Origin of the sequence: Opacimonas viscosa, assembly GCF_024199005.1 — a bacterium.
Lineage (GTDB): Bacteria > Pseudomonadota > Gammaproteobacteria > Enterobacterales > Alteromonadaceae > Opacimonas > Opacimonas viscosa.
Genome location: NZ_JANATA010000017.1, coordinates 20924 through 35567 on the forward strand (window position 1 = coordinate 20924; position 14644 = coordinate 35567).

The 14644-nt window shown below is 41.2% G+C and carries 11 protein-coding genes; 4 read left to right on the plus strand and 7 right to left on the minus strand.

The features are described from left to right. Positions 1-2 precede the first annotated feature (2 nt). The 5 genes from NLF92_RS09665 to bamJ form a co-directional block, all read right to left on the minus strand. The gene (locus tag NLF92_RS09665) at positions 3-782 is read right to left on the minus strand and encodes a Na(+)-translocating NADH-quinone reductase subunit C (RefSeq protein WP_254101279.1); all 780 of its coding nucleotides are present in this window, start codon (positions 780-782) and stop codon (positions 3-5) included. Next, positions 772-1980: an NADH:ubiquinone reductase (Na(+)-transporting) subunit B gene (locus NLF92_RS09670; protein WP_254101281.1), complete on the minus strand. Its 1209-nt coding sequence runs from the start codon at positions 1978-1980 to the stop codon at positions 772-774. The genes NLF92_RS09665 and NLF92_RS09670 overlap by 11 nt, the downstream gene beginning before the upstream one ends. Positions 1981-1983: 3 nt before the next feature. After that, positions 1984-3327: a Na(+)-translocating NADH-quinone reductase subunit A gene (locus tag NLF92_RS09675; RefSeq protein WP_254101283.1), complete on the minus strand. Its 1344-nt coding sequence runs from the start codon at positions 3325-3327 to the stop codon at positions 1984-1986. A gap of 575 nt (positions 3328-3902) precedes the next feature. Further along, complete coding sequence (gene fabV / locus NLF92_RS09680; protein ID WP_254101285.1) at positions 3903-5087, minus strand: enoyl-ACP reductase FabV; 1185 nt, start codon at positions 5085-5087, stop codon at positions 3903-3905. 371 nt (positions 5088-5458) lie between these two features. After that, positions 5459-6076 carry a BamJ family beta-barrel-assembly machinery protein gene (bamJ, locus tag NLF92_RS09685; protein ID WP_254101287.1) on the minus strand — a complete coding sequence of 206 codons (618 nt, stop codon included), beginning with the start codon at positions 6074-6076 and terminating at the stop codon, positions 5459-5461. 173 nt (positions 6077-6249) lie between these two features. Between bamJ and ppc the strand changes: the two genes are divergently transcribed. Next, complete coding sequence (gene ppc, locus NLF92_RS09690) at positions 6250-8886, plus strand: phosphoenolpyruvate carboxylase (RefSeq protein ID WP_254101289.1); 2637 nt, start codon at positions 6250-6252, stop codon at positions 8884-8886. Positions 8887-8954: 68 nt separating this feature from the next. On the opposite strand, the gene mdh is transcribed toward ppc, so the two are convergent. Beyond that, positions 8955-9893, minus strand: coding sequence for a malate dehydrogenase (mdh, locus tag NLF92_RS09695; protein ID WP_254101291.1), 939 nt, complete (start codon positions 9891-9893; stop codon positions 8955-8957). Positions 9894-10087: 194 nt separating this feature from the next. Between mdh and argR the strand changes: the two genes are divergently transcribed. Next, positions 10088-10552 carry a transcriptional regulator ArgR gene (gene argR, locus NLF92_RS09700; RefSeq protein ID WP_254101293.1) on the plus strand — a complete coding sequence of 155 codons (465 nt, stop codon included), beginning with the start codon at positions 10088-10090 and terminating at the stop codon, positions 10550-10552. A 125-nt stretch (positions 10553-10677) separates the two neighbouring features. Here the strand turns inward: argR and yghU are convergent, their stop codons facing one another. Beyond that, a complete protein-coding gene (yghU, locus tag NLF92_RS09705; RefSeq protein WP_254101295.1) occupies positions 10678-11529 on the minus strand; it encodes a glutathione-dependent disulfide-bond oxidoreductase in 852 nt (283 codons plus the stop codon). Between the two features lie 183 nt (positions 11530-11712). Between yghU and NLF92_RS09710 the strand changes: the two genes are divergently transcribed. Next, entirely contained in the window at positions 11713-12858 is a 1146-nt protein-coding gene (locus NLF92_RS09710; RefSeq protein WP_254101297.1) for a type 2 periplasmic-binding domain-containing protein, read from the plus strand. Then, positions 12851-14644, plus strand: a complete 1794-nt coding sequence (locus NLF92_RS09715; protein WP_254101299.1) for an ATP-binding protein — start codon at positions 12851-12853, stop codon at positions 14642-14644. The genes NLF92_RS09710 and NLF92_RS09715 overlap by 8 nt, the downstream gene beginning before the upstream one ends.

The following is a 14644-nucleotide window of genomic DNA, read 5'->3' on the forward strand; positions in this document are numbered from 1 at the left end:
GATTAGCCCTCATTCCAAGATTGGTTTTTAAGGTAAGGGCCAAAACCGTTCTCACCCATCCAGTACGTCAATGTATTTTGTACACCATTTGAAGTTAGAGTCGCACCTGAAAGAGCGTCAACAGCGTATGGATTATTAGTACCCGCTGCTTTTTTAACTTCAATTTGTACTTCACCGTCTTTAAAGATTTGCTTACCATTCCACATGGCTTGCCAAGCTGGATTTTGGATTTCGCCACCCAGTCCCGGAGTTTCTTTGTGTGCATAATAAACTAATTCACGGATTGTATTGCCATCAGAATCGATAGCTAAAAAGCCGTACATTAAATCCCATAAACCGCTACCGTGGATAGGCAAAATTACACGTTCTACAGCACCGCTTTCATTTTTAATGTGATAAACATTAGCAATTTTAGAACGGCTAGAGAAACCAACGTTACCTTCAACTTTTATACTTGTAGCAGGATCTTTGGCGCGTTTACCATACATGTCAAACGCTTTACCTGAATCTGCTGCAGGGTTTTCAACATAGTTCCCTGTATCTAAATCAACAAACTTCTCACTTACACGTTTTGCATATAATGCTTCGATGTCTGCTTTAGACTTAGCTTCACCTGCTAAACCTGCCGCTGTTAAGATATTTGTTTTCTTATCTAATGACGCATTGGTTTGTTGCAATGCGCGCAGCCCTACCGCTGCACTAGATACTACGATGGAACAGACTAGACATACTGCTAGAACAACACCAACCGTTTTACCTAAAGTTTCTTTGTTAGCCGACACGGGCAACCCTCCGCTTAATATTACTTTGCGCTACGAAATAGTCGAATAATGGTGCCCATAAGTTAGCGAATAAGATTGCTAACATAATACCTTCTGGGAAAGCAGGGTTTAACACACGAACTACGACTGTCATGAAACCGATGAAGAAGCCATACGCCCATTTACCTTGGTTGGTAAACGATGCTGAGACTGGATCAGTTGCCATGAAGAATAAACCAAACGCCATACCGCCAATAACCATGTGCCAGTACCAAGGCATAGCAAACATAGCGTTAGCGTCTGAACCGATCATATTGAGTAAAGTAGATAGGAATACCACACCTAAGATACCACCTAATACGATGCGCCAGCTAGCGATACGTAAGTACATGATGAATAAGCCACCGATTAGAATAGCTAAAGTCGAAACTTCACCAGCTGAACCAGGGATAGCACCGATAAATGCTTGGAACCACTTATCCATGTTGCTGTAGTCTAATTGACCAAAAGCTGATTGGCTTAACCACGTTGCACCAGAATAACCGTCAGCAGCAACCCAGATTTGGTCACCTGACATTTGTGCTGGGTAAGCAAAGTATAAGAATGCACGACCTGATAATGCTGGGTTCAAGAAGTTACGGCCTGTACCACCAAAGATTTCTTTAGCGATAACTACACCAAACGTGATACCTAAAGCGACTTGCCAAAGCGGCACAGTTGCCGGTAAGGTCAAGGCGAATAACACTGATGTAACGAAGAAACCTTCGTTTACTTCGTGTTTACGCACAGATGCGAATAATACTTCCCAGAAACCACCTACAGCAAACGTCACCGCGTAGATTGGTAGCCAGAAACACGCTCCGTAGAAGAACAACGTCATCACAGAAGCATCAGCAACACCAATTTGACCGCCAAGGGCAGTAAATAATGCAGCCTGCCACATATCAGGTAATGTACCACCACCCAACAAGATAGCGTCGTTAGCTTGTACACCGATGTTGTACATACCGTAGAACATCGCTGGGAATGTCGCCATCCATACCATGATCATGATACGTTTTAGGTCAATGCTATCACGTACGTGAGTGTTAGCTTTGTTTACCTTACCAGGAGTATAGAAAATGGTCGCGGCCGCTTCATAAAGAGCGTAAAACTTTTCATATTTACCGCCCGGTTCAAAATCCGGCTCGACTTTCTCGATAAATGCTTTTAAACCCATAACTTAACCCTCTAGTTCAATTTTAGTCAAACATTCACGCAAGATTGGACCGTAACTATATTTGCCAGGGCAAACATAAGTACATAGAGCCAAATCTTCTTCATCCAACTCTAATGCACCAAGTGCTTGCGCACCGTCAGTATCACCAGAGATGATGTCACGTAAAAGTAACGTTGGAATGATGTCCAATGGCATGATGCGCTCATAGTTACCAATTGGAACCATTGAACGGTCGGAACCATTAGTTGTGGAAGTCATATCAAATAGACGCTTGGTATTTAGGTGACCTAAATAAGCACGTGTTACTGAGTGCTTATCAGAACCTGGCGTAATCCAACCGAATAATTTTTTCTCACGGTCTTCTTTGATTAGAGAAACTTGTAAGTGATAGCGACCTAAGAATGCGTGAGGGCCTTCTGCTTTTGTGCCGTGCAATACGGAACCTGAGATAACACGTACAGAATCACCGTTTAACTCGTTAGCGGTTAATTCATCAATAGAAGCACCTACTACGGTTCTTACTAAACGTGGATTTTTTGCAGCTGGTCCTGCTAAAGAAACAACGCGTGTTGTATCTAGTTCACCTGTAGTGAACAAGATACCAATAGCAATAACGTCTTGGTAATTAACATGCCATACATACTTACCAGGACCGACTGGATCCAAGGTATGAATGTGTGTACCGACAAGACCCGCTGGATGTGGTCCAGCGAATTCCGCTGTAGTTACCTTGGCTGAACCCGTATCAACATTTGCGCCTGGTGCTTTAGATACGAATACCTGACCTTCGGTTAACGTTGTAAGTACATTCAAACCATTGATGAAATCGTCTTTACGTTCAGCTAAAACCACTTCTGGATTAGCAGCTAATGGATTGGTGTCCATCGCGTTTACGAAAATTGAACTAGGTGTAGAACCAAGTGCGGGTACTTTACTGAATGGACGTGTTCTTAACACTGTCCACAAACCTGAGTCGACTAGCTGGGTTTCCACTTTATCACGTGCAATCCCTGCTAACTTATCAGCAGCAAACGTATCAAATGTTTCCGCGTCAGTACCTTGAACGTCAATTACAACGGATTGTAAGACGCGTTTTGCACCACGGTTAACAGCTGAAACGGTACCTGCAGCTGGCGCTGTAAATTTAACACCTGGATTCTTTTTATCGACAAAAAGAACCTGGCCTTTCTTCACAACATCACCCACTTGAACATGCATCGTTGGACGCATACCCACGTATTCCTCACCTAAAACAGCTACTTTTGATACTGCGGGACCATCACTGATCTGCTGTACCGGAGCGCCGGTAATTGGGAGGTCTAAGCCTTTCTTTATTTTATTTAACATAAGCAATTGTACTACTCTGTATAGATATCAATTAGGCAAATCATCTGAGACAAACAGCACTCAGTAGGCATGTGAACCAAATCACTTGACTAATTGTTGGTTAAAATTCTGTTTTTTCATGCATGTGCAAGTTTAACAATGATTTTCAGCAGTTTTTGACTGGTGATATTCTATGCCCGGCTCTTTTGATAACTGTAATCGCGTTATCACATCTAGAATATTTTTATTATTTTTGGCGCGTTTATTTTATAGCGCTCATCTAGCAGAACTTACCTAATGGCATTCGTTACCCATACCGGACTTGGCTTTCTGGTCAAAGTAGAAACAAGTCACGCACAAATGTCATTATAAAAAACCCGCGGATTATAAAGTAAATTTGTCTATTTATCCATCCTGTATCGGCACTTTCTTGTTAGCTTTAGTGCAATCAATTGTTTAAAGTGTTCAGCAATTCTGCCATATCCATCTATAGGCCCGATTTATAAACAAATAAACCGCCATTTAGGCGGTTTATAATAAGTATATTCCCATTTAACACTTTGGTCTAAAGAACCAAAATAACTGGTATTTATCTTTTATACCCAGTCAGCCATTGGGTCAACATCAGCTTCGTAATCAACCCCCGTAAAGCCAAAGCCGAATAAATTTAAGAAATCTGCATTGTATCCGGCATAATCACTTAAATCATGAAAGTTAGCTTGGGTCACTTGTCCCCATAATGCTTCAATTTTGGCCTGTGTTGCATCATTCGTTTCTTTACCATCCATTCGGAAACGATTTGTTTCATCTGTGGCAGCGTCATTATTTAACAGGCATTCGTCAAATAACCCAACGATCTGCTCAATACAACCCTCATGTGTACCTTCTTCTTTCATGACCTTATAAATTAAAGAAATATACAAAGGCATCACCGGAATAGCTGAGCTGGCTTGTGTGACTAACGCTTTTAATGAAGAAACATGCGCGTCAATGTTTAACGCTGAAAAATCCGTATTAATAGTTGTTGCTGCACGGTCAAGGTCTTCTTTAGCTTTACCGATCGTAGCTGCACCATAAATTGGCCATGTTAACTTTTTGCCTATATAAGTATACGCAGTCGTTTTTGCACCATCAGCGAGTAAATCAGCTTCAGCCAGGGCTTTTATCCATAATTCCCAGTCCTCACCACCCATCACTTTGATGGTATTATCAATCTCTTCTTGGCTAGCAGGCTCCAATGACACATCATGGATAAGGTCTTTATCCGTATCATAGGTCTTGGTCGTGTAAGCTTGACCAACTGGCTTCAACGTTGATTTATAAACTTCTCCGGTTACTGGATCGGTTCGACGCGGAGATGCTAAGGAATAAACGACTAAATCGACTTTACCCATGGTTTCCTTTAACTTTGCAATCACCTGCGCTTTCATATCGTTAGAAAAAGCATCGCCATTTAAAGTATGTGCTTCAATACCAGCAGCTTTGGCTTCGGCATGAAAGGCTGCAGTATTATACCAACCCGCGGTCCCCGTTTTACGTTCTGTAGGTGCTTTTTCAAAACACACACCCAACGTTTTTGCACCATAACCGAAGCTAGCAGTGATACGAGATGCCAAGCCATAACCCGTAGAGCAACCTAACACCAATACATTTTTAGGTGCGTCAGTAGAAGATAAGTTTTGTTTTTGTACATATTCAATTTGTTCAGAAACGTTTTTAGCACAGCCAACTGGGTGTGCATTAGTACAAATAAAACCACGTACTTTTGGTTTGATAACCATTAGATTTCCTTTTGTTATTCATCGTGTCTGTCAGGCTTTTTAAGTTAGCACTTGGTCAATCACAATTTGTTTCATAATTCCTTGTATTGTAACCCGAGCATATAATTAACTGGTCAAATCAGTAGTTTGGTGTGTTGTCTCTGCAAGTTTTACAAGATTTCGCGTGAAGTGCTGGTTTTTACAGGTTTTTTTATATGGAAAGTAACTTTTTGCGAACGCATTAACATTTAGAATAGAACAAAAAAATGGCTGGTTGTTAACAGAGTAACAAACCAACCATTTTCTACTAACCATGGATATTATGCTTATCGAAATACATTCCCATACATCGATAATTCATGGTAAAAATCTACGTAAGTCAATACGATTTATTAGCCTAAGATGGCGTGTAATTCAACATCAAAGACCAATGTTGAATATGGCTTAATTGCGCCACCAGCACCTTGTTCACCGTAAGCAAGATCATGTGGAATAGTGAGACGCCACTTGTCACCCACATTCATTAATTGAAGTGCTTCTGTCCAACCTTTGATGACACCACCTACAGGGAATTCTGCTGGTTGACCTCGGTCATAAGAAGAATCAAAAACGTCACCGTTTAATAACGTACCGTGATAATCAACTCGTACAGTAGATTGTGCAGTTGGCTTTTCACCTTCACCAGAATGAATAACTTCGTACTGTAAACCAGAGTCAGTTACTGTCACTTCTGGACGTTCCGCATTTTTAGCCAAAAACGCATTTGCTTCAGCAATAACCGTTTCGAACTGTGCCGCTTTTTCTGCTTCCATACGCTTGTGGATCTCGCTGAAAGCCGCTCCTAAAGTGTCATTGTCCACTGCACTTTCTGCGCCACCGAAGGCATCTTGTAAGCCTTTTACAACGCCGTCAATTGCTAAACCATCGAAAGGGTTTGATGCGAGTTGTTGTCCCATTTGAAAACCAATGCCGTAGCTTGCTTGACCTTCGATAGTCGTTAAATCTGCCATGTTATCTCCTGCAGTAAGTAAAATTTGTCCTACAAATTACGTATGCAGAACCATAAAAACAACGATTATATCATAACCTTATTTCTTTTGAGGGCATAAATTAGAACCGAATGGTTTAGACATAGGATATATTTTTCAGTACAGTAAATTATCGCAAAAAAGGATATAGTTATATGCAAAATACTGCACAACAAGACGAGCAGCTCAAACATACGGTTCGTGATCTAGGTCAGTTATTAGGCCAAACCATCGAACATGAACTAGGTTCACAGTGGTTACAAAAAATTGAAGACATACGTCTACAAGGGCGTGCAGGACACAGTGGAGATGACTCTGCTAACTTGGCATTACAAAATGCTTTTATAGAGATGGACGATGACGGTCTATTAATCATTGCTCGTTCCTTTGCTCAGTTTCTCAACCTTGCTAACATTGCTGAGCAAGAGTTCAACAGCACCAAGCACTTGGATGATTCAGTAGAAGTTCTATTTGAACATTTGCGAAAAGCTGAGCAATCACCAGAAGCCATTTATGAAGCTGTGAATTCGCTTGATATCGATTTGGTTTTAACGGCTCACCCAACTGAGGTGACACGTAGAACACTGATCCACAAACATACCGCGTTAGCTGAATGCTTACGCAAATTACACAATGAAACATTGGATTCAGCCCAAAAACGTCAATTAGCCGAGCGTATTGCTGATTTGGTTTCACAAGCATGGCATACCGAAGAGATCCGCAACAAACGTCCATCTCCTGTCGATGAGGCGACTTGGGGGTTTTCTGTCATTGAAAATTCATTGTGGGATGCTATCCCAGGTTTTATGCGTGACTTGGACCTGAAACTCCAAGAAGAATACAATATACAACTACCGATTGATGCTCAACCTATTCAAATCAGTTCTTGGATGGGGGGAGACCGTGACGGTAATCCTTTCGTTACCCATGAAATCACTCAAACGGTATTGCATTTGGCACGCAGACGCGCTGCCAAGTTATTTTCTAAGGACATCAGTGCGTTGCAGGTTGAGTTGTCAATGACCCGTTGTGATGATGAAATTAGACACTTAGTCGGCGATGTAGCAGAACCTTATCGTGCCATTTTGAAACCTTTAGTCAAAAAGCTGCGAGCCACCAAAGATGGTATTGATGATCTGCTCAATGGACGTGTATCAGACACTTCTAAATGGGTGAAAACACAAGCAGAGCTCTTAACCCCATTAATGCAATGCTACCGTTCTTTAATAAAATGTGGGATGGAGCAAACAGCAAAAGGTGCGCTATTGGATACGATCCGTCGAGCTCACTGTTTTGGTATTTATCTACTTAAATTAGACATACGCCAAGATTCAGGACGTCACGCCGATGCGCTTGCAGAAATTTGTGAATATCTCTCATTAGGCGATTATCACAGCTGGAATGAAGACGAAAAAGTGGCATTTCTTACTCACGAATTGGCTTCCAAGCGCCCTCTTTTACCTAATGCGTGGCAAACGGACTGGCAACCCTCTGCAGACGTCAAAGAAGTACTGGATACCTGTCGTACCATTGCTGCTAATGACCAAGATGCGTTTGGCATCTATATCATCTCTATGGCCAGTTATGCATCAGACGTTTTGGCCGTACAATTATTATTGCAACAGTCACAAGTCACCTGGCCAATGTCTGTAGCGCCATTATTTGAAACCTTAGATGATTTGAATCACTCACCGGTAGTCATCAATCAGCTGTTGAGTATTGATAGTTATCGCAATGGCTTAGCCGATGGCCAACATGTCATGATTGGTTATTCAGATTCAGCGAAAGATGCCGGTGCCTTGGCAGCTGGTTGGGCCCAGTATACTGCCCAAGAAGCTTTAGTCGAAATTTGTGCTAAATATGACACGTCCTTGACCTTATTCCATGGCCGAGGTGGCACAATTGGTCGTGGTGGTTTACCCGCTCACTCAGCTATTTTATCTCAACCACCAGGATCACTTGACGGCGGCTTTAGAATCACTGAGCAAGGTGAAACTATCCGCTATAAGTTTGGTATGCCTGGTTTAGCCAAACGTAGTCTTGGTATTTATGCAAGTGCCATTATAGAAGCTAAATTATCTCCGCCACCGGCACCTAACCAAACCTGGCGAGATGTCATGGACGAAATGGCTGCTCAGGGTCGTGATAATTATCGACATATCGTCCGCGTCGATCCTGATTTTGTCCCATATTTCAGACTGGCCACGCCAGAACAAGAATTGGGTAAGTTACCTTTAGGCTCTCGACCAGCGAAAAGAAACCCCAACGGCGGTGTCGAAAGCTTACGAGCGATTCCATGGATTTTTGCTTGGGCTCAAACCCGTCTGGTATTGCCTGCATGGTTAGGCGTTATGCGAGCGGTAAATAAGACTTACCAAACACACAGTGCTGTCGTTGATGATATGTTAGCAAACTGGCCATTTTTCCAATCTCGTTTATCGATGCTGGATATGGTATTTGCCAAAGCCGACATACAAATTGCTAAAGCCTATGATGACCGTTTGGTTACAGAAGATTTATTACACTTTGGAGAATCTTTGCGTCATGAACTACAAACCAGTCGTCAGTTGTTATTGGATATCACACACAAGGCTGATCTCATGCAAGACGATCCTCAAGGTCTTAATTCCATGCAAATTCGCGCGGACTACTTACAACCGTTGCATTATTTACAAATTGAATTATTAGATCGGATCCGGAATCTTCCAGAAGGAGCGGATGCAGCGTCCATCGAAAAAGCGATGATGGTAACCATTGCAGGCATCGCAATCGGCATGCGTAACACTGGTTAATGTACAGGGGCTAGATACAAAAAAACCGAAACATTGACATGTTTCGGTTTTTTTACGAATAATTAAACTTATTTGTTTACGAAATCAACACCAAGTTGAATATCGCCACGTAAGCCTTCTAACATATCGTTTTTAGCTTGAGTTTCAAACGCGCTTAATTCGCCATAAGATAAGATTTCTTCAACACCGTTTTTACCTAAACGTACTGGATGAGAGAAGAATGCTGCATCTTCTGAACCGTCTACTTGAACGTAAGTGTATTCTACAACGTCACCACCTTGCATTGCTTCAACTAATGATAGGCAGAAACGTGCTGCAGCTTGACCCATTGATAATGTTGCAGAACCGCCACCGGCTTTAGCTTCAACAACTTCAGTACCCGCATTTTGGATACGTGTGGTTAAGCTTGCTACTTCTTCGTCAGAGAAAGTTACACCTTCAACTTGTGAAAGTAATGGCAAGATAGTTGTACCAGAGTGACCACCAATAACTGGCACGTGTGTCTCAGCTACATTTAAGCCTTTTAATTCAGCAACGAATGCTTCGGCACGGATAACGTCTAATGTTGTTACACCGAACAATTTGTTTTTGTTGTAAACGCCTTTTGCTTTCAACGTTTCTGCAGCAATCGCAACAGTGGTATTTACTGGGTTAGTAATGATACCTACACAAGCTTCAGGACAGTTATCCGCTACGCCTTCGATTAGATTTTTTACGATACCCGCATTAATGTTGAACAAATCAGAACGATCCATTCCTGGCTTACGAGGAACACCCGCAGGGATCAGTACAATATCACAGCCAGTTAACGCTGCAGCTAAATCATCCGCACCAAAACCTTTTACGTCTACCGCTGTTGGGATGTGACTTAGGTCGACAGCAACACCTGGAACAACTGGAGCCACATCGTATAATGCTAACTCAGAACCTGCTGGTAATTGGGTTTTTAATAATAAAGATAAAGCCTGACCAATACCGCCAGCTGCACCTAATACTGCTACTTTCATGTTTTTCTCCTAAAATGGAATGGATCATCAATTTTGTGTGTCATACCGTATAGAAAGATACATCGGCAGGCAATCACACATTAGTTGTAATGTCGGATATAAATGTAGATTAATTGCTAATTTTCAAGCCCTCATGCAAAATAGTCCAATAATAAAAAATAATAATATATCCTAACTACATTAAAGGTTTGCTAATGACGACACCAAAACAAGAAGTGTTAATCAAAGCGTTCAAAGAAATTCTTATCGCAGAGAGCTGTGGCTCCCAAGGTGATATCGTAAATCTACTCAAAGACCAAGGCTATGAAAATATCAGTCAATCCAAGGTCTCACGTATGCTCACCAAATTTGGTGCAGTCAGAACGCGTAATGCCCTCGGTGAAATGGTGTACTGTTTACCTCCTGAGCTGGGTATGCCGACAGCCAAATCACCGCTTAAACAACTGGTGTTAGATGTGACACATAACAACGTTATGGTCGTCATTAGAACGAGCCCTGGCGCAGCACAACTCATCGCACGCCTATTGGATTCCTTAGGCAAAAAAGATGGCGTATTGGGGACGATTGCCGGTGATGATACTATTTTTATAGCGCCAGCAGATGTCAATAAAATTGATGATGTCCAACAATACGTGATTAACTTATTTGAGAACGTCTAATTTCCTGGCTAAACATGCCAGTGTAGTGAACCCTTTTACAACTGGCACCTGACGCACAAAAAAAACGTAATCTGTCCATATTTGAGTATTAGCCAAACAGGTTCAGATGAGAAGAAGGGGACCGTTCAACGCAGATGTTCAGGAAAATCTAACATCGAATGTCGGTCTCTTAATTGATAATCTTCCACGCCCCAGACCTTATTCACTAAACGCCCACGTTTTACCGCTTTACGCGCATTAATTGTATCAGCCCAACGTTTGATATGGGTATATTCACCGACTTGTAGAAACTCTGCCGCATCATATAATTTTCCAAGTACCAAAACACCATACCAAGGCCAAACTGCCATATCCGCAATCGTATATTCATGCCCAGCGATGAATGTTGTTTTAGCCAGCTGTTTGTCTAAAACATCTAACTGACGTTTGACCTCCATTGCATAACGGTTGATGGGATATTCATATTTCTCTGGTGCATATGCATAAAAGTGACCAAACCCCCCTCCTAAAAATGGCGCTGACCCCATTTGCCAAAATAACCAGTTCATCACTTCAGTACGTTGTGCTCCCGTAGCCGGCAAGAATTGGCCAAATTTCTCAGCTAAATGTACCATAATACTGCCAGATTCGAACAAGCGCAGTGGTTCTGCACCAGAATAATCCCATAATGCAGGTATCTTTGAATTTGGATTAACCTCTACAAATCCCGAACTAAATTGTGTACCTTCGGTTATATCTATACCCCAAGCATCATATTCTGCTTCATGAATACCGAGCTCTAGAAGCTCTTCAAACAGAATGGTAACTTTGACACCATTGGGTGTTGCCAATGAATACAGCTGAAATGGATGCTCACCTTTAGGTAAATCTTGCTCATGTGTCGCTCCTGAAATGGGGCGATTAATACTTGCGAATTTACCCCCACTCGCTTGGTCCCAAGTCCACACTTTAGGCGGAGTGTATGCGTTTTCTGACATATGTTAATCCTTATACCAACATTGATGATGAAATGTGCCAATACGTTGCTGGCATCGTGCTTAATTATAGTTGCCCAATACAGAACAATGAAATACTAGACTTAAAAATAAGGATCCCTTTATTTTTCGCATCTAATTGTATATTGTAGAATAACAATGACTACTTGCCGTCTCGGTATCTACATGAAAAAAAACACATTAATTCACTATTTAGGCTGTTTACTGCTGTTTTTTTCTAGTGGTGCGTTAGCACAAAATTCCCAATTGCAGTATGAGCAAACAACACCTATTGCAGCTCAAGAATACCCTAACATCACACTAGACCAGTCCAAGCTAGTGTTAATTTCAGCGCTAGATTTCGAACGTCTCAGAATCAATCTACCAAAACTCTACACTGAGGTATATGCCAAAACTGGGATAACGATCACTCTACATAGCACATTTGCTGAAGAAGTCCCTCCCTTAATACATTTTATGCAAGCCACAGCGCAACGACCACATGCTGTGATTTTTGCCCAAGACCAACTGTATAGCTTTAGTGAAATGCTGTTAGATTTGAGCGATTTAGAACGTGCTGAGCCCAGTCTCACGCTAGCGCAGCAAAAGAACTTTTTACAGTTAAACCAAGGCTTCTTTTTAGCGTTATATTTCAATAAAAAACTAATAGATACTCCAGCCAGTGATTTCTCAATGTTTGCTAAAAACAGCCTTGCTGTAAATTTTGGAACAGCGTTTACTACACAGTTATTCTGGCATCATAGTGGCTTGATTAAGCGAGACGGAAGCATCAACAAACACAATTTAGAAGGGGCACTCACTGATGCTTTATTCATGTACCAAGAGTTTTTCACTCAGTCCATAATTCCAGCATCTTGTAGTACTAATACCTGTATCAATGCGCTTTTTCTCAATCAGAATATCCCATATGCCATCGATGGTACGTGGATGCATGAAACATTCACAGATGCACTTGGGGATAACTTGGGTGTTAGCATCTTACCTGAATTAGATAATGTACCGAGCCTTGCATTGCGTATTCCTCATGTCTTGGGAGTGTTGTCTGAGCTTTCCCCAGAACAAACAAAGGCCTTAGCGTTGTTTAGCCGCTTAATTATTCAAGAGAGTACTGCTTTTCAAAATGGGTTATTAGCCAATACTAAACAAACTATAGCATTAGATGAAATTAGCTATGTAGTAAAGGATTACCAAGTATTGGGCTGTATCTTTGAAAAACTGAACCCGCATATGGCACAGCTAAATACATTGGCAACAAAAAAACAGATACAAGCGTTAGTCAAGAACATGGGGATTGGAAAGTGCTATGAATAAACAACGCTATAACCGCAAATTAATCATGGTCGGTGTGAGTATCTGTATCATGCTCTTAGTATCATATTTAGCTGTCTTTGAAATCCATCGCTTAAATACACAATCACAAAACATCTCAACCATCATCCAACAAGACATTACCACCATTTCCAATCGACTAGCGTCGGAGCAAGCAATCAACACCGAGATTGAAACTTATCTCCAACTCGGGGATAACTTCCAGAATATCATGGATATGACCGAAGCGAGTCAGTCCAATACCAGTTTAGGTTATACAGATAACTTCATCATCAACGAATTAACCAAAATTCAAATTCTCATTGATAACATCCGATTAACCCAAAGCCTAGCGTTATCCATAGCCCGAACACCAGAGGCATTTAGTAGTATCAAAGGGTTGTCATCAATAGATTTTGCTAGTCAAACCATCAGTAGGGCTGAGTATAAGATTTTATTTAGACGACTCTCTTCATCAATGTTGGATCTGATTCAATATCAAAATACCTATTACCAGAATGAATTAGCCATCATGCTTTCGCTGCAGAACAAATACATTTTCATCTCTTTAGGTGCGTTTATTTACGTCATATTGGCATTAATGTTCGCATTTAAAGTGCATCTTAAACAAACACGCAAACTTCTTAAGCTTAAACAAGAACAAGCTCTCACTATTTTAAATAATAAAGATAAAGAATTCTTTTTATCCAATATCAGCCATGAAATCCGTACTCCCCTTAATGGACTATTTGGGATTATTCAGTCTATCGAGGCCAACTATGCTGAACCGAAAAAGGTGAAAAGCTATATTGCTTCAGCACTACAATCTTATGATCACATCATGAGTTTAGTGAATGGCCTTTTAGATTTGAGTAAAGATAAAGTTGCTGAAGAACCAATTCGTCCCCGTCCGTTTTATTTAGCCGATGTCATGAATTTGGTTATCAATGAACAGGAATCTATTGCCGAACAAAAAGGCTTACATCTGGAGTATCATATTCCAGAATGGGAGGCCTTGTCTCAGCGCATGCTTGACCCAGTCAAGCTGAGTCAAATCATTCGAAATTTGCTGAATAATGCGATTAAATTTACACGCAAAGGTACTGTCACTGTCCATGTACACAGTACCGCAGTAAGTGACAGTGTGAAAATCAGTATATCTGATACCGGTATTGGGATCCCTAAAGACAAACTAGCCATCATCTTTGAAGCATTCCAACAAGTTGATAATGAGTTAGACAAGCAGTTTCAAGGTACCGGCCTAGGTTTGCATATTGTTCATACATTAATAGAACGTATGGGGGGCTTGGTCGAAGTGCGGTCAGTACTCAAAAAAGGCACAACATTTGAGTTATTCATTCCTTTACCTATTTGCGCAGATATCAAACAGGAACAGATGACTCAGCCAGCACCACCCATCGTGTTCCCGGAACAATTAACCGTTTTATTAGTGGAAGATAATGAAATCAACCAAATGGTATTTTGTAGCTTATTAGAAAATGAAAATATCAAAGTTATCGTTGCTGAAGATGGCTATAGTTGCCTAGAGGTTATCGAAAAGAATGACTTTGACCTCATCTTCATGGATATTCAAATGCCCGGTATGGATGGCATTATGACCTTTGAATCACTACAAAAAATGAATATTAAGACGCCAGTAGTCGCGTTAACTGGCAACGTCATGCCCAAACAAGTCGCCGAGTATTATAAAACGGGGTTTACTGATGTATTGCCAAAACCCTATAAGAGAGAGCAAATTTTAAACATGCTAGTACGACACGCCAGATAA

What these genes read in the sequence shown, in the direction of transcription:
- NLF92_RS09675 (WP_254101283.1), bottom strand. Translation starts at nt 3,327, where the DNA reads ATGTTAAATAAAATAAAGAAAGGCTTAGACCTCCCAATTACCGGCGCT.
- mdh (WP_254101291.1), bottom strand. Translation starts at nt 9,893, where the DNA reads ATGAAAGTAGCAGTATTAGGTGCAGCTGGCGGTATTGGTCAGGCTTTA.
- NLF92_RS09715 (WP_254101299.1), top strand. Translation starts at nt 12,851, where the DNA reads ATGAATAAACAACGCTATAACCGCAAATTAATCATGGTCGGTGTGAGT.
- yghU (WP_254101295.1), bottom strand. Translation starts at nt 11,529, where the DNA reads ATGTCAGAAAACGCATACACTCCGCCTAAAGTGTGGACTTGGGACCAA.
- bamJ (WP_254101287.1), bottom strand. Translation starts at nt 6,076, where the DNA reads ATGGCAGATTTAACGACTATCGAAGGTCAAGCAAGCTACGGCATTGGT.
- argR (WP_254101293.1), top strand. Translation starts at nt 10,088, where the DNA reads ATGACGACACCAAAACAAGAAGTGTTAATCAAAGCGTTCAAAGAAATT.
- NLF92_RS09670 (WP_254101281.1), bottom strand. Translation starts at nt 1,980, where the DNA reads ATGGGTTTAAAAGCATTTATCGAGAAAGTCGAGCCGGATTTTGAACCG.
- NLF92_RS09710 (WP_254101297.1), top strand. Translation starts at nt 11,713, where the DNA reads ATGAAAAAAAACACATTAATTCACTATTTAGGCTGTTTACTGCTGTTT.
- ppc (WP_254101289.1), top strand. Translation starts at nt 6,250, where the DNA reads ATGCAAAATACTGCACAACAAGACGAGCAGCTCAAACATACGGTTCGT.
- fabV (WP_254101285.1), bottom strand. Translation starts at nt 5,087, where the DNA reads ATGGTTATCAAACCAAAAGTACGTGGTTTTATTTGTACTAATGCACAC.